Genomic DNA, 20,752 nt, shown 5'->3' on the forward strand with positions numbered 1-20,752 from the left:
CCCCTCGGCTCAGCAGCGGCGCTCCGGCATTCCGTCGACCAGAGCGGACAGCAGGTCACCGAGCACCTCGCGCTGCCCGGTGGTCAATGGAGCCAGGATGTCCTCCGCGGCGTCGCGGCGCGCGCTGCGCAGAGCACGGAGTGTGGCCCGGCCGGTGTCGGTGAGCTCGATCCTTATCACCCGTCGGTTGGTGGGATCGGGCACGCGGCGCACCCGGCCGCTCGCCTCCAGGCCGTCGACGAGGGTGGTCACGGCGCGGGGGACCACGTCCAGGCGCTTGGCGAGGTCGGCCATCCTCGGCGGCGGCTCGTGGTGCAGGTCGTAGTGCGAAACGGTGCGCAGCAGGCGTGACTGGGCCGGAGTGATGCCGATCGGCTCCATCTGCTGACGCTGGATCCGGTGAAGCCGGCGCGTCAGCCGGAGAAGCTGCTCGGCCAGCAGGCCGTCGGCGTCTGAGGTGCTCATACCCGGAACGATATCAGGACCTTGTTCACTGTGAATACAGTCATTGTGAGTACAGGTAACAATGAGCTAGGCTCTGATTGCCGCCGTAGATCTCACCCGCGCGAAGGAGCTCATGCATCCCGATCGACCCACGTGGACACCACCGGCCCGTGATCCCGCCCAGCCGGAGGAGCCCGCGCAAGTACGCCGCATCCTCCGGCTCTTCCGCCCCTATCGGGGCCGGCTGGCCGTCGTCGGCCTGCTCGTCGCCGCCTCGTCCCTCGTCGCTGTCGCCTCCCCGTTCCTGCTCAAGGAGATCCTCGACACCGCGATCCCGCAGGGGCGCACGGGGCTGCTGAGCCTGCTCGCCCTCGGCATGATCCTTACCGCCGTGGTGACGAGCGTCTTCGGCGTACTCCAGACGCTGATCTCCACGACGGTCGGCCAGCGCGTCATGCACGACCTGCGCACCGCCGTCTACGCCCAGCTCCAGCGCATGCCGCTCGCCTTCTTCACCAGGACCCGCACCGGCGAGGTGCAGTCCCGTATCGCCAACGACATCGGCGGCATGCAGGCCACGGTGACCTCCACCGCCACCTCGCTCGTCTCGAACCTCACCTCGGTCGTGGCCACGGTCGTCGCCATGCTGGCCCTCGACTGGCGGCTGACCGTCGTCTCGCTGCTCCTGCTGCCGGTGTTCGTGTGGATCAGCCGCCGGGTCGGCCGCGAGCGCAAGAAGATCACCACTCAGCGGCAGAAACAGATGGCCTCGATGGCCGCCACCGTCACCGAGTCGCTGTCGGTCAGCGGCATCCTGCTCGGCCGCACCATGGGCCGCGCCGACTCCCTCACCAAGTCCTTCGCCGACGAGTCCGAGCGCCTCGTCGACCTCGAAGTGCGCTCCAACATGGCCGGGCGCTGGCGGATGTCCACCATCGGCATCGTCATGGCCGCCATGCCCGCCGTCATCTACTGGGCCGCCGGCCTGACCATGCAGACCGGCGGGGCAGCAGTCTCGCTCGGTACGCTCGTCGCCTTCGTCTCGCTCCAGCAGGGCCTCTTCCGGCCCGCCGTCAGCCTCCTGTCGACGGGTGTGCAGATGCAGACCTCGCTCGCCCTCTTCCAGCGGATCTTCGAGTATCTCGACCTGCCGGTGGACATCACCGAGCCCGAGAAGCCGGTCCGGCTGGAGAAGATCCGCGGCGAAGTGCGCTTCGACGACGTCCACTTCACGTACGACGAGAAGAGCGGCGCGACCCTCACCGGCATCGACATCACGGTCCCGGCGGGCGGCAGCCTGGCGATCGTCGGACCCACGGGCTCGGGCAAGAGCACGCTCAGCTATCTGGTGCCCCGGCTGTACGACGTGACGGAAGGCGGCGTCACCCTAGACGGCGTCGACGTGCGCGACCTGGACTTCGACACGCTGGCCCGCGCCGTCGGCGTGGTCTCCCAGGAGACGTACCTCTTCCACGCCTCCGTCGCCGACAACCTGCGCTTCGCCAAGCCCGACGCGACCGACGAGGAGCTGCGCGCCGCCGCGGAGGCCGCGCAGATCCACGACCACATCGCCTCACTGCCCGACGGGTACGACACCTTGGTCGGTGAGCGGGGGTACCGCTTCTCCGGCGGGGAGAAGCAGCGCCTGGCGATCGCCCGGACCATCCTGCGCGACCCGCCCGTCCTCATCCTCGACGAGGCGACGAGCGCGCTCGACACCCGTACCGAACACGCCGTACAGCAGGCCATCGACGCGCTCTCGGCGGGCCGTACGACCATCACCATCGCGCACCGGCTCTCCACGGTCAGGGACGCCGACCAGATCGTCGTCCTCGACGGCGGAAAGACCGTGGAGCGCGGCACCCACGAGGAACTGCTCGCCCACGGCGGCCGGTACGCGGCGCTGGTGCGCCGGGACGCCCGGCTGTCCCCGGCCGCCACCTGAGAGCCCCCCCAGCCTGATCGAACATCCGCTCCCTGTGCCCTGGGGTCCCGGGAACGGCGGGCGAGGCGGGTTAGCGTGCCCGCATGGAGAACGAGTCCGCACAGAAAGGGCCCGCGAGCAGCCCCCGTCCGAGGCGCCGCGGCCGACTGCTGCTGATCGTGGGCATGGCCGCCACGGTGGTGACCGCCGCGGTCCTGGTGCCTCTGCTGCTGCTCAAGGAGGAGAAGCGCGAGCCGCGAAGCCTCCTGATCCCGGAGGGATGGCGGTCCTCCCAGGTGTACGCCGCGGTCGACAAGGAGCTCGGCGTCGCGCCGGGAACCACCGAGAAGACGGCGCGCACGGCACATCTGAAGCTGCCGCGCGCGGCCAGGGGGAATCCTGAGGGCTACCTCTTCCCGGCCACCTATCCCGTCGACGAGAGGACGACACCGGAGAGTCTGCTCTCGTACATGGTCAACACGGCGGGCAAGAACTTCGGGTCCACGCCCGCGGCGTACCGGAAGGTCGTCATCGCCAGCATCGTGCAGGCCGAGGCGGACACGGCGGAGGACATGGGGAAGGTCGCGCGCGTCATCGACAACCGGCTGACGCGCGGCATGCCGCTCCAGATGGACTCGACGCTCAACTACGCGCTGAAGCGCTCGACCCTCGACACCACGCACGCGGACACGAAGATCGACACTCCGTACAACACGTACGAGCGCACCGGCCTGCCCCCCACGCCGATCGGCAACCCGGGCCGGCAGGCGATGGACGCGACGCTGAAGCCGCCGCAGGGGGACTGGCTGTACTTCGTCACCGTCGCGCCCGGGGACACCCGCTTCACCGCGAGCTACGCCGAACAGCGCAAGAACGTCGAGGAGTTCAACGCGAACCGCAGGGGCGCGAGCAAGAACGGCGGCTGACCCCTCAGCCCCCGACCGGAGCCGCCTCCACCGCCACTGCCTCCACCCCCAGTGCCTCCACCGCCATGCGCTGCGCCGCCACGCGCGCGGTCCGCGGCCGCTCCAGCAGCCGCATGATCCCGCGCACGGCCGCCCGCCCCGCCCGGTTGGCCCCGATGGTGCTGGCCGACGGCCCGTACCCCACCAGGTGGATCCGCTCGTCACGCGTCGCCCGCGTGCCCTCCACACGGATGCCGCCACCCCGCTCGCGCAGCTTGAGCGGCGCCAGGTGGTCGGTCACGGCGCGGAACCCGGTGGCCCACAGGATGACGTCGGCGTCGACCGTACGCCCGTCGGCCCAGGCCACCCCGTTCGGCGTAATCCGGTCGAACATCGGCAGCCGGTCCAGCACGCCCTCCGCGCGGGCCCGCGCGACCGCTTCGGTCACGGGCAGGCCGGTCACCGACACGACGCTCTGCGGCGGCAGACCGCGCCGTACCCGCTCGTCGACGAGCGCGACGGCCGCCCGCCCCTGGTCCTCGCCGAACGGACCGTCGCGGAAGACCGGCGGCCGCCGCGTCACCCAGGTCGTCTCCGCCGCGACGCCGGCGATCTCCATCAGATGCTGGACGCCGGAGGTCCCGCCGCCCACGACGACCACCCGCTGCCCGGCGAACTCCCGCGGCCCCGGATAGTTCGCGGTGTGCAGCTGCCGCCCGCGGAAGGTCTCCTGGCCGGGGTAGCGGGGCCAGAAGGGCCGGTCCCAGGTGCCCGTGGCGTTGATCAGGGCACGCGCCGACCAGACACCCTGCGACGTCTCGACGAGCAGCCGCCCGTCCGCTCCGTCGCGCACCGCGGACACGTCGACGGGCCGGCGTACCCGCAGGTCGAAGGTCCGTTCGTACGTCGCGAAGTACTCCCCGATGACCTCGGAGGAGGGACGGCTGTCGTCGGCGCCGGTCAGCTCCATGCCCGGCAGGGCATGCATGCCGTGCACCTTGCCGTACGTCAGCGAGGGCCACCGGAACTGCCACGCGCCGCCAGGGCGCGGGGAGTGGTCGAGGACGACGAAGTCGCGGCCGGGCTCCAGGCCGGCCCGCCGCAGGTGGTAGGCGCTGGACAGACCGGCCTGCCCGGCGCCGATGACGACCACGTCCACGACCCGCACGCCAATATTGTTCATGTTTCTACTAACCGGTCGAGGGGTGCGGATCTTCCCGCCACTTCCCACCGCTTCCCGCCACCTTCCGCCCCACGTAATTCCCCACGATGTGGGTACGGTGCCGGAATGACCCCCGTCGATTACGTGTACCGCGTGGACGCACCCGCAGGAAGCGCCGGCTGGCGCCCCCTCGGGGCCCGATACCAGGGCACCATCACCACCGCCACCCAGCCCGAGGACGCCGAATTCGTGGCGGCGGTGGTGGTGCGTGACCTTGCGACGGAGTGGGACCACGAGGGCTCGGGCGTCCATCACGTACGTATCTGCGTATGGCGCGACATCGAGGGCGTGGGCCCGGAGGACGCCGAATGCACAGTGGAGGTCCAACCGGACCTGGACACCCTGCCGGGCGCGTAGTCGTGTGCATGATGGAGGCATGTCCGAGCCCTTTACCACCCGCATCCTGAACGTCACCACCGGTACGGACGAGACCGTGGCCGACCTGACCCACGACTGCGAGCAGTTCCTCCAGCAGGCCGCACGGGGCAGGGACGGCCTGCTCAACGTCTTCGTCCCGCACGCGACGTCGTGTGACTTGCAACTGTCACGTCCCCCAGTAGACGCACTCAGCGGCCCCTAAGCGTGGGCCCTGAGCGGAGGGCCCCACAGTGAGCACAGCGACGATCGAACGGCCGCAGACGCGGGAGAACCCGGGAACGCCCCATGTGGCAGGCGTGGACCTGACCCAGTTCCTTGACGACGTGACCGGGTGCGCGGCGGAGGACCTGGCGGACATATATGTCCGGCGGTCCAAGCCGAAGGAAGACCTGGCGACCCTGACGAAACACGCCTGGGACATGGTGGAGGCGGCCCACAGGGAAGACCGGAAGATCCGGGCCGTCTGGTGGGAACAACGGAGCGCGTCCAAGTCGTACGTCCGGCGGGATGAGCTGGAGGCGGCCATGAAGGCCGTTCTGGACGGCGACTCCAAAACGCTGTACGTCCGCAAGCTGGACCGGTTCGACCGGCGGGGCATGGGGACCGTGGGTTCCATGCTGGACGAACTGGATACGCGGAGGGCCCGCCTCCGGGTGGTGAAGGAAGGTCTGGACTCCAGCGTCCCGGGCCAGCGGATCATCTTTGCCGTTCTGGCGGAGCGCGCGCGGGATGAGGCCCATGACATTGCCTGGCGTACTCAGGAGGGCAAGGACGCCCATAAGGCCCTGGGGGAGTGGCAAGGGGGTGTCGTGCCCTATGGGCTGGAGAGAGCGGAAGAGAAGGGCCGCCTTCAGCTCCGGGCGGATGAGTACCCGATTGCCCGGGAGAAGATCGCCGTTCCGTTGATGGAGGGCGTTTCGGCGCGGAGCGTGGCGCATCAGCTCAACGCGGAGGGCATCAAGACACGCAACGGTGCCATGTGGACGGCAACCACGGTTGCCAAGTTGGCGCATTCGCCCCTGTGGGCCGGGTTGCTGCCGGACCGGGAGCGCATGTTGGACGAGCACGGGAATCCCACGGGCCGTTGGAAGCATCACGGGCGGCCGTATCTCGACGCCAACGGTAGGACCATCAGTGTCGGCCAGGGCGTCATCACGACCGGTGAACGCGCCCGTATTGAGGCCCAGTTGGCGTCACGGACCCGGCCGGACGGCAGGGGTAAGCGTCCTCCGGAGTACCTGATCACGGACACGCTCCGATGCGGCCGGTGCAAGGGCCCAATGGAGGGCGGGGGCCAGGCGGCCAGGGGTGGCCGGTATCACTGCCGTACGTGGTCCAGACAGGGTAAAGCGATCTGCCAGGGAGTAATCACACTCCGCAGGCGAGTGGAGGAGACCGTGATGGCCATGTGGTGGTCCCATGTCTCCGCCCTGGAGCCGGGAGACACGGCCTTGGATGAGATCGCACGGCGGTGGGTGTCCCTCCAGGACCCAGAGAAGGACGCGCGCCGCAAGGAGATCACGGCGGAGCTGGACGCCGTGACTGCCCGCATGGCCAAGCTGGATCATGACCATTACGTCCGGGGCAGGTTGTCGGAGGAGCGGTACGACGAACTGAGCGCGCAACAGGAGGCCATCCGGGCCTCGCTGGAGACGGAGGGCACAGAGCTGGCCCGGGAGTCTGACCTGACGCTCCTTCTAGCCGACCCGGAGGCACTGAAAGAAGCGTGGGACGCATCCAGCCTGACGGAACGTCGAGCGTTGATCCGGTGCGCTCTGCGACGGGTGACCATCGCTCCGGCCAAGGGTCAGGGAGACAAGACGCCCATGCTCGAACGGCTCACGCCGGAATGGGTCGATGGGCCCAGCAAGGTCACGGCGGCTGAGTCGGTTGAGGGTCTGGTGGAGCCGGTCATGGTTCCGGTGGAGGGGAGCAAGGTCACGGGGGAGGATCTGGCTCCCGCCGCATAAGTGAAGCGCGTCACCCGGGTTGGGTGAGCTGTGAGAGTCGGACCCGCCAGGGGACCGGCTCTCCTTTGCGCTCTGTGACGGCCGGCTGAGCTGTCAGTGATGAACCGGGGGTCCAGGGGGCACAAAAAGTGCCCTGGGCCCCTTCTTCTCTATACGTGTGTGTAGAGAAGAAGGGCCGTAGGGCACTTTTCTTGCCCCCAGGCCGGATAGCCCACCTCCTGCGGAGCGACCAGTCCTGACCAGGTGTCACGGCCCCCAGTTAATGTTCATAAGCGGACCGCAGACCGTCCCACGTGCTTGGCCTCCGTTCGCGGGTGGTGCCTCCCTGGGTTCTGCGGTTCGGGTGAGTGCGCCCCCATGGCGGGGGCCTTTTTGCTTGGTGCATCGCGCCCCGGACGGTTCTCTACTCCCGGTCGGGCGTCAGACCCCCGGCGGTGCACCAATACACGCGGGTGGCCATGAGCCGCCCGTTCTCCCATCGAGTCGCCAGCTCCACGGGGAGGGCCCCGGTCGGACGTTCTCTTAGCGTCCCGGCCGGGGCCTACTGGCGGCCGTTCGCGCATCGGGCAGGGTGCCATTCAAGGACGACAGTCTCCCGGCGGTGGGCCGGGCCGCCTCCAGGCAAACCAACCCACCCCGATAGGGCCCGTCCGGCCCCGTTGCTCCCAGGGCTGCTCCCTTGGTTGAGCGCGGAGCCGGACGGGCCTTTTTCGTGTTTTTGGCCGTCGCCGTGGCGGTCAACTGGCGGATTCCGATTGGGAGTTAGACGTGAGCAACAACCCTTGGCATGACGGCCGGGACGACCTGGACGGCCAGGCGGCCAGGTTGCGGGACCGATTGAATGGCTACCGGCGCAATGTGGGCCACCTTCCGGAGCATCCGGAGCGGGTGCATGCCGCGTGGGCCAAGTTCCTGGAGACCAGCGACACGGCGACGGACGCCCTGGATGCGTGGCACCGGATCGGAGCGGATGCCAAGCAGGCGGACCGGGCCCGGGTGGCAGAGCATCGCGCCCACCTCCGTGGCGATGGTCCCAAGCCAAAGCCGTACAAGCCCCAGGATGTGGCCGCACGTCGCGCGGACGAAATGCTCCGATGCGCGGCCTTGGTGGACATGGCTCTGGAGGCTCGGGGCGCGTATGCCCGGCTCCTGACGGACCGCACGGTCATGGAGGAGACCCGGGCCGCCCTCGTTGCCAAGTTCGACGGCCTCCAGGCCCAGGCCCGGGAGGCCGTGGCATCGGCGGAGGCCGCTTTCACGGAGTGGGTGTCCACGAGTACCAACCTGGGCCAAATCACTGCGGACCTGGGTCTGGGGGGCGGTCCGCAGGGCGTCCCGCCCGGCATGGATAGCGAGCGGTCCCGCTGGTTCTCGGATGCCCATGACGCATGGCCAGTCCTGAACAGGGTGCTCGGAACAAACGACCCGGTGGCGTCGGGCCGGTGGGCCGCCATGACGGTGGAGGAGCTGAGGGCCACTCCGCCCGTGTGGCAGCGGGAGCGCCTGGCTCGCAACCACCCGGGGAGCCGGGACCGGCGGGACCTTCGGCGCATCGAGCTGAAGGAGCGCGCGGCGGGCCGCGTGGTGTCCGCCCTGGAGGTCCCGGCGGACATGACGGAAGCGGAGGCCCGGGACCTCCTTCCCGGGGCCTGAGCGCCCGCCTGGGGGCCTGGCAACAGTGCCGGGCCCCCTTTTCTCATATCCGGGCCCTGGTGGCCCTGGGGCGCCCTGGAGGCATGCGTGGATTTTGCAACCTGGCTCACGGGCCAGACCGGCCGGGAGGACGCCACGGGCCGCGTGGCCATGGCCGTGACCAACCACCTGGCGGAGGGCTGGACACCCCGGACCGGCTCCGCCGATGAGGTCCGCAGGCTGGCCCCGGCGTTGGGCCTAGACCTGGTGGACGTGGACATGGCGGACGCTCGGTACCGGGCGGACCACATGGTGAACCCCTTCCGTGCGGAGGAGCTGGAGATGAGGGCCGCCCAATGACCCCCCGAACAATCAACGCCCGCTAAAACGTGGTGAATTGGCTTCGGAAGCACAGGGACCCATCCGTCAGGGCCCTGACGCATCGGGCCCGCATCCTGGCGGCGCTGGCCGTGGAGCGGCCGGAGCTGGTGGCCGCTATATCCGGCCGTGAGTTCCGGGATCTGTGTGCGTACGTGTTCAAGGACCCCCAGGGGGCCCGCGTCCCCGGGTTTGTCCGCCACGGGCGAGAGACGGCCGACCGAATGGAGTACCCGCATGAGTGATCAGAGAGTCAACGAACGGGTGGCCGCCGTGGCCGCCGATGGCCGTCCGCGTGGGTCGTGGCGGACTGGACCTTACGGCCCGACCGGACAACGGAGACCCGGCAGGGCTGGCCAGTCGTGTCCCGCGTGACGGCCGGGCTGCTGGCCGGACAGGAGGCACGGCCTGGGATTCGGACACGGGCGTGCGCTGGTTCTGATGTGACGGAGCCCCGTAGGTCCTGGGGTGTACCCCCCTCCAGGGCCCCACGGACATCGAAACGTATTAGCAGGCCGCTGTCTGTACGGGTTCCAAGGTCGCTCAGGTCGTTCCTAGACCGCCGTATACCCCTGCGACCTGGGGTGATGCCCAAAATCGGGCTCCGGTGACCGCGCGTAAAGACCCCTAACCCGGATTTCATGGTGCAAGCGACTGCCCCCGTGCCTGCCTACGTGGCGGGTGCGGGGGCTTCGGTATTTCCGGGCACCTTCGAAAGCAAGGGCGGAGGTTTCGCCGGCTGAGGGGCCGGGGTGCTGAACGTGCCCAAGTGGACAGCGGAGTTGAGAGCCTTCGATCCGCAGGTGCGGCGGTCTTGACGTTGCTCAGCCACGCGGGTGAGGCTCGTGCACATCGGTGCAATCCACTCGGTGGAGGAGTGACCAATGGCCCTAAAATTCCTGGGAATCTGGCCGAACACCCCGGACGACGGATCACCCACGATTTGGCTGGACGACCAGACGGGAGACCTGATCATCCAGTCATGGAAGGCCGATGCGTCGACCATCCGGGAAGCGCAGAAAGTCGGCTCGGTGCCGGGCCACTCCACGGACGTACCGGACCACGAGACCGTGATCCGGCTGCCCGCAAACATGCTCCAGTTCATCCCCCGCCCGGACAGTGAGGCCAACGGTGGTAACAGCGGTACGTGAAGCACTCGCCAAGGCGCAGCGCTCAGCCATGCACCTTGAGATGCGGGACAGCTACATGCGGGATGACCCCGAGTTCATCCGGTGGCAGGAAGGGCACCGGTACGACCCTGACGACCGCGAGTCATGGTGGCGCTCGTGGCTGGACGTAGTGGCAGAGACGACTAGCCGGGGCGTGGTTATGCGTCGTCTGCGCGTCGTCTCAGAGCCGCTGAGTGACTACGTGCGGTACGAGTACGACGGCACGTTTACCAACGTCGCAGCGGGTGAGGACGTGCGTTGGCTGCCCCGTTCGCGAGCCCGTGGTCTCTTGCTCCCCGCGCTGGACGGCTGGGTCATGGACGAACAGACCGTGATCCTTCACCACTTCAGCGGCGAGGGGCAGTGGACCGGCCCACGCATGGAGGTCCACCACGATCCGGCGTTGGCCAAGCATTACGCGGCGGCGTACGAGGCAGCGTGGGAACGCGCCATCCCGCACGAGGAGTACCGGCCCGTCTGACGAACACGCCTCATGGCCCTTTCTGCATCTTCGAGTGCCCAGCAGGCCCGGCAAGCTCTGGCGAATCGCCTCTCTGAGTTGTGCCGGGATGCTGGGTTGAATGGCCGCGATCTCGCCCGCCTGTGCGGGTGGCATCCGTCCAAGTCCTCTCGCATCATGAACGCCCGTACTCCACCCTCCGCTGACGACATTCGGGCGTGGGCGGCAGCGTGCAAGACCGAAAATCAGGCCGATGATCTGATTGCCTCGCTGCGGAACGTCGAGGACATGTGGGTCGGTTGGCGGCGCATGGAACGTGCCGGGCTCCGGAAAGCGCAGGAGGACCGGCTACCGCTGTACGAACGCACACGCCGTTTCCGTTCCTATTCCTCATGGCTCGTGCCCGGCATGATCCAGACGCATGCGTACACGGCAGCAGCGCTGCGGGCGATCCAGCGACGCCGGGGGCTCGTAGATGACGTGGCCGACGCGGTGGCCGCGCGCATGGAGCGTCAACGGGTCCTGTACGAGGGTGACCGGCGGTTCGCGTTCCTTGTTGAGGAATCGGTCATCCGGTCCGGAATTGGCGGTACCGAGGTCATGATCGGGCAACTCGGCCACCTGATCGCCATGGCCTCACTGCCCAACGTCAGCTTGGGCGTTGTCCCCATGCGGCCGGACAGGGAGCGCTGGCCGGTAGAGGGGTTCTGGATCTATGACACGACACAGGTCAACGTGGAATTGGTGTCTGGCTACCTCACCATCACTCAGCCGAGCGAGGTAGCTATGTACGCCGACACGTTTGCTGAGCTGGCCGACCTGGCGGTCTACGGAGCGAACGCCCGTGCGCTGATCACTGCGGCCATGGACAAGCTTAGGTAATTGCCGTGCAACCCCGTGCAATCTCCTATGAGTTGGGCTCTGCGCCTTTCTAGCGTTGTCACAACACGGACGACGCGAAGGGGTCGGCATGAGCCAGGCGAGAACCTACCCGATTGACCCGGTAAAACTGCCGCTGAGAACGGACCCGGAGCCGGGCCCCTTCCCGGGCCTGACGGCCGCGCAGACCCGCGCACTGGGCGATGCCACGCAGACGTACACGGACCTGGTGACGGCGTTGACGGAGCGGGGCATCTACATGCCGGAGCTCCACATCGACCTTGACGAACGGTCCAGCAACCCGGACCCCATCATGGTCCTGGGGTGGGTGTCGATGGGTAGCGCGCGGAAGCTGGTCAACATCCTCCGGAACCAGGCGGGGGTGTAGCCGTGGCGTACAAGGTGGGCGACCTGGTCAAGGACACCACGCGGTCCCAAATCGGTGCGGTGTGGGCCCAGGAGTGTGGCGTCCTGGATCTCCAGAACCAAGCCGGGTACACATGGCGCGCTCTGGCCCGCAGGTGCGAGCTGGTCAAGTCGGCCCCGGAGACGGCCCCCCGGTTTCCGCCGAACACCCGGCCGGAGATGGTGACGCCGGAGGGGGTCAAGGTGGGGGACTACGTGAGGCTGGAGGACGGGCGGCCCTACCGAGTTGGGGACATGCGCGCGAGCGGGCCGGGTGGGCGCGTCCTGCACCTGGATGGCCGCCCCCGGCCCTGGGTGATGCCGACTGGTCCCAGGCAGGTCTACCGGCCCGTTACGTGAGGGCCGCCGCGTGCCTGACGTTCCTAACGGCCGTTGCGGTAGGCGCGTTTTTCGCGGCCCTGTGGATGCGGGCCAACCCCTAGATTCCTGAGACCTGGCGGAGTCTGTCTCAACGGCAGTGACAGGCGTGACGCCGACCGTCGTCCTGTCAGGTCTCAGGGCACGACCGCCACCCCCGAGGGGATAACCAGGTTTCCCCGCCCCTGTGCGGCACTTCGCCGCAGCCCCCACGGGGGTGGCACCAAACCCCCGCTCCGCCCGCCCACTTGGACGGTTGGAGGGCGGAGCGGGTCGCAATACGGCACGGGGACCGACTCCCCGCACGTACAGCGAAGGGATAGGCACCATGAGCGCCGTACCCGAATTTGAGTTTGCCGCTGCGGCAGCCTGCCGTGACGCACGAGTGGACAACTGCCCGCAGGTGGCCATGAACGTGCCCGGCGTTGTGGCGTTGCGGGTCGTCACCATGACGGCGGACCAGTGGACGACACTCACGGACGCCGTGAAGGCCGGAGAGTTCGACCTGAGCGCCTGAGAGTAGGTCCCGTGAAGAAGTGCCCCCGATGTTCCGCCGAGTGCCCCACAGACCCGGAGAACGGGTTGCCATGGTGCGTGCGGTGTGGGGCGTACTTCGGGCTCTCGCTGCCCGACTGCCGGGGCCTGTGGTGGTGGCGTAACGCAGCCACCCGTACCCCTGTCCGGCCACGCGAGCACTGAGTGGGACCGTCCCCAAACCGGCCCCGCTGGTGTGGCTCCCTTGGTGCATTGCCGGAGTTGTTCGGCCGAGACAGCCCCTCCCTGGGTGGCCCGGGAGGGGCTGTCAACGAGTCCTGTCACCCCAGGAACGACAACCGGACCTGACGCCGGGGGTTGTCTTTGTTCGTGTCGACCAGGACCACGGATTGCCAGGTCCCCAGCTCCAGCGTTCCGCCGATGACTGGGAGCGTCGCGTGTGGCGGGATGATGGCTGGGAGGACATGATCCCGGCCGTGCCCCGGTGAGCCGTGCCGGTGCTGCCAACGGTCATCCGCCGGGAGGAGCTGGTGGAGGGCCGCCAGGAGGTCCACGTCACTCCCGGCCCCTGTCTCGATAACAGCCAGTCCGGCAGTTGCGTGGGGCGTGAAGACGTTGAGCAATCCGTCCCGGCCCTGGGCCACTTCCCCGAGGAACGTCGCGCACACGTCGGTCAAGTCGAACACGGTCTCATCAGAGCCGGTCGTCACGTTGATGATTCGCGTACTGAAGGTGTCAGGCATACGCCCATCCTCGCGCCACGGCCCCTCCCTGGTGTGCTGGCAGGGGCCGGTGTCGCGTCTGGAGTCAGGCGGCCAGGATGGCCAGGTCCCGGCGGGCCGTCCGGCCGGACACGCCCACCAGGCGGCCGTACGTGGTGCCGTTGACCTCTTGGCCGTCCGCCTCCAGCGCGGCCACGGCCGCCCGGATGTCCTCCAGGGAGCGGCCAGACTTGCGGGACTTGGCCGGGGTCACGTCCGGCTCCTCCAGGCCCGGGAGGGTGTCCGCCTCCGGGGCGTCCTTGACTACGGACAGCTTGGCCGGCGGGAGCACTCCGTGACTGGCCTCCGCGTTCACCAGCTCCTCCGCGTCGGCCACCGGCTCCTCCTGGGCGGCCACGCCCGCCACGTGTTGGACCACGGCCGCGACGGCCTCCCTGGCCTCCGGGGTGGCGCGGGTGACCATGTGCATCACGTGGGCCACGACGACCGGCGGAACGGCGGACACGGCACCGACCAGCGCCATGGAGGACTCCAGGTACCCGGCCGCAATCCAGTGGGCGGTCACCTGGGCGGCCAGGGCCAGGGCCAGGGCTCCAGCGGCCCCCAGGATGGCCGTTCCCCGGCCCCGGGCACCCTTGGGGGATGCGTCCACGAACAGGGCGGCCACGGCGGCGTACACGGACACACACACTGGCATGAGCCAGGCGACCCAGGCGGACCAACCGGCCAGGACGGCCAGGGCGAATTCACCGGGGGCGGACATGACCAGGGCGGCCACCAGGACAGTGCACGCGGCGGGGCGGGCGTACCAGGGCATGGGGGTAGCAACGGCAGACACAGGGATCTCCTGAAACGTCGTACGGAAGTGGTGGGGGCCGTCAGGCGGAGACGGCGGACCGGGCGGCGCGCATGGCGTCCCGGATGGAGGCGGCGCGTTCGATCACCAAGGGGTCCGGCTCAACAGGCCCGGCCGATTCGGCGGCCAGCTCCTGGAGGAACGGCGCGGGGACGACTCCGGCGCAGACTCCGCAGATGCCGGAGTCCTGGCCCGCAGGGAGGACACGGCCGCAACCGTCCGCACAATCGGCGTACGTGGCCCACTGGCGGCGCGGCTCCGGCATCTTGCGCGTCAGCCGGTCGGCCACGATCTTGGCGGGGGCGTACACCTTGGCGGGGAGGCCCTGGACCACGGCGTCCGTGATCTCAGCAATCGTTGCGCCGTTGCCAAGCCAGGCACCAACCAGCGGGGCCAGGTCCTCCACCTGGCGGCGGGACAGGCCCAGGCGGGTGTCAATGGCCTTCAGGCGGTCCAGGATGCGCGCGGCCTCCCGGAGTGGGCCGTCCGTCAGCTTGGGGGCCTTGGTGCTCTTGGCCTTGGTGCCCTCCCGTGCGGCCGGAGCGGCCGGGGTCTGCACCTGAGAGACGGAGGGAAGGGAGGGTTCTTTCCTCACTTCCTTAACAACCACTTCCTTTACTCCCGTAGGGAGCGTTCCCGTGTGACCAGTGCCCGGGGTACCGGTTCCCGGCATCACGGGAAGCGGCGAATCTTCGGACTGGGGCGTGTCGTACACGTGGACTTCAGTGCGGACCTGGCCGGAGTCGTCACGGTAGGTGCGGCGGAAGTAGTACCCGGCGGCCACCAGTTCGTTGACGGCGTTTTCCACGCCCTTGCGGCCAACGCCCGGGTTCCGGTCGGCCAGGGTGCGAACGTCCTCCTTGGCTCCGTCGGGGAGGCTAAGGAGGTGCTGGAGGATGCCGCGCGCGGTGAAGGAGAGCGAGCGGTTACGGGCGGCGGAGTTCGGAACGATCACATAGTTCCGGTCATGCGGCGTACGATGAATGCGCACTGGGAGGGTTCAGCTCCTGGTGTAAGGCCCTGGGCCGGTGTTCGTAGCACCGCCCGGGGCCGTTCCTATAACGTGTTGGTTGGAAGTTACACGCCACGGCCGGTATCGCGATCCTGGAAACGGGCGCCGGCAGCGACAGCGACCTCCTCGCCGCGCTGCACACCCTGCTCCCCGCCGACGACCGCTGGCAACACCGCCACGGCACCCCCGGCCACGGCCGCGACCACGTACTCCCCGCCCTGGTCCCCCCACACGCGACACTGCCGGTGATCGGCGGCCGCCTGGAACTGGGCACCTGGCAGTCGGTCTGCCTGGTTGACACGAATAAAGACAACGTCAACCGTCAGGTTCGGCTGAGCTTCCTGAGCTAATCAAGATCGTCCAGGGGGTGGCCCCCGATTCTCCTTGTGCTGCGTGCGAATCGAAAGTGCCTGCTGGGAATGCGGCGGGCGACGTCCCCGCTCACACGTAGACGGCCCGACGAAGGTCACGGGCACTGTCGAGGAGTTGGGCGTTTTCGATCAGGCTGCGGGAGGGCAGGTAGCGGACGTCCTTCCGGCGGCGCGGCACGGTGGCCCAGGCGGCTTCGAGTCCGTCAGCGTCGCCCGCCGGGTCAGTCAGGCGGTGGGACGAGATCACCGCGCAGCCGCCGAGCGCGAAGCACCAGCTCCAGTTCGAAGCGGCGGTCCGGGTCGTCCAGGTCCTCGCCCCACAACTCACGGATCTGTCTCAGCCGGTAGCGCACGGTCTGCGGGTGGACCCCGAGCCGGGCGGCCACCTCCGGCGCGCCACCCCGCGTTTCCAGCCAGGCCAGCAGCGTCTCGGCGAGACGGTGGGCGTGCGCCGGGCCGCCACACTCGCCCAACTGGGCGAGCCGCCGCCGCGCCAGATCGTCGATCAACTCCCCTGAGGGCAGCAGCACCAGGGCTTCGACGTGCTCGCCGCAGTGCAGGAGCCGTCCTTGCGGCAGCAGCCCCTGCTCGATCATCCCGACGGCGGCCTCGGCCCAGCGCAGCGACGTGGCGGCCTCCGCCAGGGGAACCGACGGGCCGATCGCGCCGGACCAATTGGCCATCCCCCGGTGCAGCAACTCCGCGCGCCCGGGGGCGTCCGGGTCCGGCACCACCATGCGCGGCTGCTCGCCCTCCATGTCGAGCAGCACCTCGTCGCCCACGGCGGGGGCGACAGCCTCCTGGGCGGGGCGGAGCAGCACGGCCACTGCCACCTTTTCGGGCAGTTGCCAGCCGACGCCGGCCGCGCGGTCGGCGAGGAGGGCGGACGGATCCGTGCGGTGCTCGGCGAGCAGGAGCTCGACGAGTTGTCGTTGCAGGCGCAGCCGCTCCCCGGCCTGGCGGGCGACGGCCTCGGCGTAGCCGCGTACGGACTGGGCCACCATGACGTCGAGGTACTCGAACGCGGACTCGGCGAGTTCGTACATGGCTGCGGGCGGGATGTCGACCTGCTGGCCGATCTCCGCCATACGCCGCCAGGAAAGGCGTACGCCCAGCCGGTAGATCCCCTGCAAGGAGTCCAGGCTGCGCCCCTGCGTGACTTCGCCGCGCCCGAAGTCCTGGAACATCTCGGGAAGGGCGCGCGGCCGGTCCGAGCCCGTGATCATCTGCTCCACGAAGAGCTCCAGCGCGTGCCGGATCGCGACCAGGGCCTTGGGCTCTCCCGACTCGTCGGCGATGAACGCCAGACCTGGATATTCCCGTCGGATTGCGGCGAGGATGTCCTGTGCAAGCTCGGGGACCTGCTCCAGGGCTCGGTCGGCGAACCGCTGAATCCGTTCTCGTGGCACGTCGTGCCACGCTGACGACGCTGCCACAGCACCTTCTCCCGGACGGTCCGGTCCGCATGCCGCTCGATCAGCGGGCCTGGATCTTCACAACCTAGCCCGCGCTGGGGCTCGGTGTGCTGGACGCCCCGTTGGCGGGAGGGTCGGGGAACGAGACGAGCGGCACATTCTGTGGCTCGGGTGTGACATTGAGGGCGGCGACGATTGCGAAGGCGGCGCCTGTGGCCAGGATGGCGGAGGCGACGCAGGTCAGGAAGGCGGCGAGCAGTCTGGACATGAGGATGATTGGCCTCTCACTATCGCGATGAGGTTGTCACCCAGCGCGCCGGCCCGGTCCGGCGCGGTCAGTATGCGAGTGGCATTGACAGATGGTCAAGCGCCGCCTAATTTCGCCGGTCACAGCGCTGTTACTCCCGGGTAGGCCACTCCTCGGCCCGGACAGGCTGAAATCCGTGCGTGTGACCCCTTCCCGCACAGTCCGCGAATGCCCTGCATATTCCGCCCGCATTGGAGTACCCGCATGCGTCGTTCAACGTCGCGTTTGTGCCTGATTCTTCTGGGTACTGGCGTTTTTCTGCTGGTACTCACTCAGCTGCTCGTCTGGTACGTGGAGCCGCGTGCCAAGCGCACGCCGACCGACGTGAACTCCACGACGGTCTTCAGCGGTAAGGGCAGTTATTTCGACACCGGATCCGTCTCCACGGTGGACGGCCAGACGATAACGATCACCCGCCGGGTGCTGGGCGACGTCGCCGGCAGCGAGCGCAGCGGAAACGCTATCTGGGACGTGTCGACACAGATCGACACCCCGAAGACGCTGCCGCTGGCCGACCCGCGCAAATCCCTGCAGTGGACCACGGAACGCTGGGTCACCGACCGCCGGACGAACCTGCCGGTGCGCTGCTGCGAGGAGAAACCCAGGTTCGAGGGCGAGGCCTACCTGAAGTTCCCGTTCGACGTCGAGAAGCGCGTTTACACCTGGTGGGACAGCGCCCTGGGTGCCGCCGTGCCGCTGGAGTTCAAGGGCACCACCAAGATCCGCGGCCACCGGGGCTACCTCTTCGTCGGCACCGTCGCGGCCACTGCGACCGGCACCCGCCAGGTGCCCGGCGCGCTGGTGGGCCGCCGGCAGGGTCAGGTGCTCGCCGAGGAGTGGTACTCCAACGCGGGGATCGAGCTGACGGTGGACCAGCGCACGGGCCGGATCATGAACGCGGTGACCGCGCCGACGAAGACGCTGCGGGCCCCAGGTTCGAAGAAGGATGCGGTCACCCTGCTGTCCAGCAAGCGGCTGGAGTTCACCGAGGCGACCCGGCGTGAGCAGGTGACGCTGGCTTCGGACGACGGCAGCCGACTGAAGCTGCTCGGCGAGACCGTGCCCCTTGTGGGCGGGATCGCGGGTGGTCTGCTCGCCGCCGCCGGCGTGGTGATGCTGATCCGTGGCCGTCGGCGGCCCGAACACTCAGATGAGTGATGAAAGCGGGCCGCCGATCAGCCCAAACTTGTCACCCGCATGCGTAGTGGAACGAATCACTCGAACGAACACTTGGGTTACCCATTAGTAAGAACCAGTGATTCCGGTTTTTGGGCCGACTTCCACCCCCAGGAGTCCGCCACCGACCCGGTGTTCACACATCGACCGCACCCCGGTCGGCACCGCCGCCGCAGTACCAGCAGTACGGCAGTACCCGCACTCCGAGCCAGCCCAGCGCTTCACCCCCGGAAGCCCGGCAATCCCTCACCCGCCTGCCCCCGCAGTCGCCGAGTCGGAGCACCTCTATGCCCCAGTACGCGTCCGCTCTGGCCTCCGGCCAGGGGGACTCCGTCCCCGCTCAAGCCCGCACCGGCAGCCGAGTCACCGACTCGCTTGCCGTTGACCCGCTCATCGCACCCGTCGCGGAGCCTCTGCCGCGCCGGATCACCTTCCTGGCCCGACGTGACCTGGGCAACCAGGCCGCCGGCGGCTCGGAACTGCTCATCGACCGGATAGCCGGCGGTCTGACCGCCGACGGCCACGAGGTCACGCTCGTGTGTGGCGGCCCGGCCACAGAACGCGACTACCGGGTGGTCTCCGCAGGCGGTGACGCAGGACACTTCCTGCGCGCCAGGAAGACCTTCGCCCGCGAGGTCGGCGACTGCGACCTGCTGGTCGAGGTGTGCAACGGCATGCCGTACCTGGCGCCGCTGTGGCACCGCGGACCGACGTTGTGCCTGGTCAACCATGTGCACACCGATCTTTGGCAGTTGCGTTACCCGGGCCCGGCGGCCCGGCTCGGCCGCAGGCTGGAGCACTGGGCGCTGGCAGGCACCCACCGCGACAACCTGATGGTGGCCGTCTCGGAGTCGACCGCCTCCGAGCTGCGCGGCATCGGCGTGGCCGCGGACCGCATCCGGATCGTCAACAACGGCGTCGAAGACCCCGGTCCGCTGCTGCCCGAGGCGAAGGAACCGCTGTTCCTGGCCGTCGGCCGGCTGGTGGAGTACAAGCGCATCGATCTGCTCCTGCGGCTGTGGGAGCGGGTCCGCCCGGTCACCGGCGGTCGGCTCGTCATCGTCGGTGACGGCCCCGAACGGGAGCGGCTGGAAGCCATGGCCGGCCCCGGTGTGACGTTCGCCGGCCGGGTGTCGGAGGCCGAGAAGCACCGGCTCATGTGCGAGGCGTGGCTGCTGTTGCACCCCTCCCTCGTCGAGGGCTGGGGACTGGTCGTCACCGAGGCCGCCGCCCGGGCCACTCCCGCAGTCGGTTTCGACATACCGGGCCTGTGCGACTCCATCGAGGACGGGGAGACCGGGGTGCTGGCCCGGGGCGAGAGTTCCTTCGCCGCCGCGTGGTGCGCGCTGTCCCTCAGTGCCCACCGGCGCGCAGCCATGGGACGTGCCGCCGCGCGTCGCGCCAAGCGCTTCCGCTGGAGATCGACGGTCCGTCAGTTCCAGGCGGTCGCCGCCGAGGCCGCGGCGCTCGCGTCCGCCCCGGGACGCGGGAGGTGAGCGGCCATTTCTGATGTCACCGAACGCGCGTTCAAGGATCCGTCGCTGCGGCGATCGGCCACCCTCTTCCGGGCGTTCATGCGCGAACAGAGCGACCCCGAGCGGTGCTACACCCTGCTGGCCCGTGACTCGGTCGCACAGGTGGCACGTCACATCGACCTGCCCGGCAAGATCGTCGTCGACATCGGCGGCGGCAGCGGCCACTTCACCGAGGAGTTCCGCCGCCGCGGCGCGCGGAGCTACCTCTTCGAGCCCGACTTGCGGGAGCTGAGCGCCCGCGGCCCGGTGACCGAGGACGCGGTGCTCGCCGACGGCTATCTGCTGCCGCTCGTCGACGGTGCGGCGGACGTGTGCTTCTCGTCCAATGTGCTGGAGCACGTGTCGGACCCGCAGACGTTCATCAGCGAGATGGTGCGGGTCACCCGCCCCGGCGGACTGATCTACCTGTCGTTCACCAACTGGCTCTCCCCCTGGGGAGGTCATGAGACAGCGCCGTGGCACTACCTCGGGGCCGACCGGGCCCGCGATCGCTACGAACGGCGCACCGGCCGCGAGGCCAAGCACACGGTCGGCGAGAACCTGTTCCCCGTCCATATCGGTCCCACCCTGCGGCACGTCCGCGGCCGTGACGACGTGCAGGTCGTCACGGCGCGGTCCCGTTACTGGCCATTCTTCGCGAGCACGATCACCCGGGTGCCGGGACTTCGCGAGATCGCCACCTGGAATCTGTTGCTGATTCTCAGGCGAAGCCCATGAGC

The 20,752-nt window shown here is 68.9% G+C and carries 23 protein-coding genes and 2 pseudogenes; 17 read left to right on the forward strand and 8 right to left on the reverse strand.

Features of this window, described 5'->3' with window-relative positions:
- Positions 1–9 precede the first annotated feature (9 nt).
- On the reverse strand, positions 10–465 hold the full coding sequence (locus J7E91_RS22910) for a MarR family winged helix-turn-helix transcriptional regulator (protein ID WP_214907803.1): 456 nt from the start codon (positions 463–465) through the stop codon (positions 10–12).
- A gap of 112 nt (positions 466–577) precedes the next feature.
- On the opposite strand from J7E91_RS22910, the gene J7E91_RS22915 reads away from it, so the two are divergent.
- Both J7E91_RS22915 and mltG read left to right on the forward strand, forming a co-directional pair.
- A complete protein-coding gene (locus J7E91_RS22915; RefSeq protein ID WP_214907805.1) occupies positions 578–2,389 on the forward strand; it encodes an ABC transporter ATP-binding protein in 1,812 nt (603 codons plus the stop codon).
- Positions 2,390–2,472: 83 nt separating this feature from the next.
- Complete coding sequence (gene mltG / locus J7E91_RS22920) at positions 2,473–3,294, forward strand: endolytic transglycosylase MltG (RefSeq protein ID WP_214907807.1); 822 nt, start codon at positions 2,473–2,475, stop codon at positions 3,292–3,294.
- A gap of 4 nt (positions 3,295–3,298) precedes the next feature.
- Here mltG and J7E91_RS22925 read toward each other — a convergent pair whose 3' ends face one another.
- A complete protein-coding gene (locus tag J7E91_RS22925; RefSeq protein WP_214907809.1) occupies positions 3,299–4,456 on the reverse strand; it encodes an FAD-dependent oxidoreductase in 1,158 nt (385 codons plus the stop codon).
- Positions 4,457–4,561: 105 nt separating this feature from the next.
- On the opposite strand from J7E91_RS22925, the gene J7E91_RS22930 reads away from it, so the two are divergent.
- From J7E91_RS22930 to J7E91_RS22980, 11 genes and pseudogenes are all read left to right on the forward strand, one after another.
- Positions 4,562–4,852 carry a hypothetical protein gene (locus J7E91_RS22930; protein WP_214907811.1) on the forward strand — a complete coding sequence of 97 codons (291 nt, stop codon included), beginning with the start codon at positions 4,562–4,564 and terminating at the stop codon, positions 4,850–4,852.
- 19 nt (positions 4,853–4,871) lie between these two features.
- Positions 4,872–5,024: pseudogene (locus J7E91_RS22935) on the forward strand (YjbQ family protein); the annotation flags it as partial.
- A 145-nt stretch (positions 5,025–5,169) separates the two neighbouring features.
- Entirely contained in the window at positions 5,170–6,843 is a 1,674-nt protein-coding gene (locus tag J7E91_RS22940) for a recombinase family protein (protein WP_214907813.1), read from the forward strand.
- 768 nt (positions 6,844–7,611) lie between these two features.
- Positions 7,612–8,496 carry a hypothetical protein gene (locus tag J7E91_RS22945; RefSeq protein ID WP_214907815.1) on the forward strand — a complete coding sequence of 295 codons (885 nt, stop codon included), beginning with the start codon at positions 7,612–7,614 and terminating at the stop codon, positions 8,494–8,496.
- An 87-nt stretch (positions 8,497–8,583) separates the two neighbouring features.
- Positions 8,584–8,835 carry a hypothetical protein gene (locus tag J7E91_RS22950; protein ID WP_214907817.1) on the forward strand — a complete coding sequence of 84 codons (252 nt, stop codon included), beginning with the start codon at positions 8,584–8,586 and terminating at the stop codon, positions 8,833–8,835.
- A gap of 902 nt (positions 8,836–9,737) precedes the next feature.
- Positions 9,738–10,004, forward strand: a complete 267-nt coding sequence (locus J7E91_RS22955; RefSeq protein WP_214907819.1) for a hypothetical protein — start codon at positions 9,738–9,740, stop codon at positions 10,002–10,004.
- Positions 9,985–10,503, forward strand: a complete 519-nt coding sequence (locus J7E91_RS22960; RefSeq protein WP_374224766.1) for a DUF6879 family protein — start codon at positions 9,985–9,987, stop codon at positions 10,501–10,503. Before J7E91_RS22955 ends, J7E91_RS22960 begins: the two co-directional genes overlap by 20 nt.
- 12 nt (positions 10,504–10,515) lie before the next feature.
- Positions 10,516–11,364 carry a helix-turn-helix transcriptional regulator gene (locus J7E91_RS22965; RefSeq protein WP_214907823.1) on the forward strand — a complete coding sequence of 283 codons (849 nt, stop codon included), beginning with the start codon at positions 10,516–10,518 and terminating at the stop codon, positions 11,362–11,364.
- An 88-nt stretch (positions 11,365–11,452) separates the two neighbouring features.
- Positions 11,453–11,749, forward strand: a complete 297-nt coding sequence (locus J7E91_RS22970) for a hypothetical protein (protein WP_214907825.1) — start codon at positions 11,453–11,455, stop codon at positions 11,747–11,749.
- Positions 11,750–11,751: 2 nt separating this feature from the next.
- Entirely contained in the window at positions 11,752–12,126 is a 375-nt protein-coding gene (locus J7E91_RS22975; RefSeq protein WP_214907827.1) for a hypothetical protein, read from the forward strand.
- Between the two features lie 346 nt (positions 12,127–12,472).
- The gene (locus J7E91_RS22980) at positions 12,473–12,661 is read left to right on the forward strand and encodes a DUF397 domain-containing protein (protein ID WP_214907829.1); all 189 of its coding nucleotides are present in this window, start codon (positions 12,473–12,475) and stop codon (positions 12,659–12,661) included.
- A gap of 298 nt (positions 12,662–12,959) precedes the next feature.
- Here J7E91_RS22980 and J7E91_RS22985 read toward each other — a convergent pair whose 3' ends face one another.
- The 3 genes from J7E91_RS22985 to J7E91_RS22995 all read right to left on the reverse strand — a co-directional run bounded on the left by J7E91_RS22985 (position 12,960) and on the right by J7E91_RS22995 (position 15,208).
- Positions 12,960–13,382 carry a YjbQ family protein gene (locus tag J7E91_RS22985; protein WP_214907831.1) on the reverse strand — a complete coding sequence of 141 codons (423 nt, stop codon included), beginning with the start codon at positions 13,380–13,382 and terminating at the stop codon, positions 12,960–12,962.
- 64 nt (positions 13,383–13,446) lie between these two features.
- Positions 13,447–14,199 carry a hypothetical protein gene (locus tag J7E91_RS22990; RefSeq protein ID WP_214907833.1) on the reverse strand — a complete coding sequence of 251 codons (753 nt, stop codon included), beginning with the start codon at positions 14,197–14,199 and terminating at the stop codon, positions 13,447–13,449.
- A 40-nt stretch (positions 14,200–14,239) separates the two neighbouring features.
- On the reverse strand, positions 14,240–15,208 hold the full coding sequence (locus J7E91_RS22995; RefSeq protein ID WP_214907835.1) for a helix-turn-helix domain-containing protein: 969 nt from the start codon (positions 15,206–15,208) through the stop codon (positions 14,240–14,242).
- A gap of 89 nt (positions 15,209–15,297) precedes the next feature.
- Between J7E91_RS22995 and J7E91_RS23000 the strand changes: the two are divergent.
- Positions 15,298–15,579: pseudogene (locus J7E91_RS23000) on the forward strand (YjbQ family protein); the annotation flags it as partial.
- Between the two features lie 91 nt (positions 15,580–15,670).
- On the opposite strand, the gene J7E91_RS23005 reads toward J7E91_RS23000, so the two are convergent.
- The 3 genes from J7E91_RS23005 to J7E91_RS23015 all read right to left on the reverse strand — a co-directional run bounded on the left by J7E91_RS23005 (position 15,671) and on the right by J7E91_RS23015 (position 17,283).
- A complete protein-coding gene (locus J7E91_RS23005) occupies positions 15,671–15,847 on the reverse strand; it encodes a hypothetical protein (RefSeq protein WP_214907837.1) in 177 nt (58 codons plus the stop codon).
- The gene (locus J7E91_RS23010) at positions 15,822–17,009 is read right to left on the reverse strand and encodes a CdaR family transcriptional regulator (protein WP_214907839.1); all 1,188 of its coding nucleotides are present in this window, start codon (positions 17,007–17,009) and stop codon (positions 15,822–15,824) included. Before J7E91_RS23010 ends, J7E91_RS23005 begins: the two co-directional genes overlap by 26 nt.
- 91 nt (positions 17,010–17,100) lie before the next feature.
- Positions 17,101–17,283, reverse strand: coding sequence for a hypothetical protein (locus J7E91_RS23015; RefSeq protein WP_214907842.1), 183 nt, complete (start codon positions 17,281–17,283; stop codon positions 17,101–17,103).
- Positions 17,284–17,526: 243 nt separating this feature from the next.
- On the opposite strand from J7E91_RS23015, the gene J7E91_RS23020 reads away from it, so the two are divergent.
- The 3 genes from J7E91_RS23020 to J7E91_RS23030 all read left to right on the forward strand — a co-directional run bounded on the left by J7E91_RS23020 (position 17,527) and on the right by J7E91_RS23030 (position 20,750).
- Positions 17,527–18,480 carry a DUF3068 domain-containing protein gene (locus J7E91_RS23020; RefSeq protein WP_214907844.1) on the forward strand — a complete coding sequence of 318 codons (954 nt, stop codon included), beginning with the start codon at positions 17,527–17,529 and terminating at the stop codon, positions 18,478–18,480.
- A gap of 305 nt (positions 18,481–18,785) precedes the next feature.
- Positions 18,786–19,994, forward strand: coding sequence for a glycosyltransferase family 4 protein (locus J7E91_RS23025; protein ID WP_214907853.1), 1,209 nt, complete (start codon positions 18,786–18,788; stop codon positions 19,992–19,994).
- Positions 19,995–20,072: 78 nt separating this feature from the next.
- A complete protein-coding gene (locus J7E91_RS23030) occupies positions 20,073–20,750 on the forward strand; it encodes a class I SAM-dependent methyltransferase (RefSeq protein ID WP_251016115.1) in 678 nt (225 codons plus the stop codon).
- Positions 20,751–20,752 lie beyond the last annotated feature (2 nt).

It is taken from the genome of Streptomyces sp. ISL-99 (assembly GCF_018614005.1).
GTDB classification, from domain to species: domain Bacteria; phylum Actinomycetota; class Actinomycetes; order Streptomycetales; family Streptomycetaceae; genus Streptomyces; species Streptomyces flavidovirens.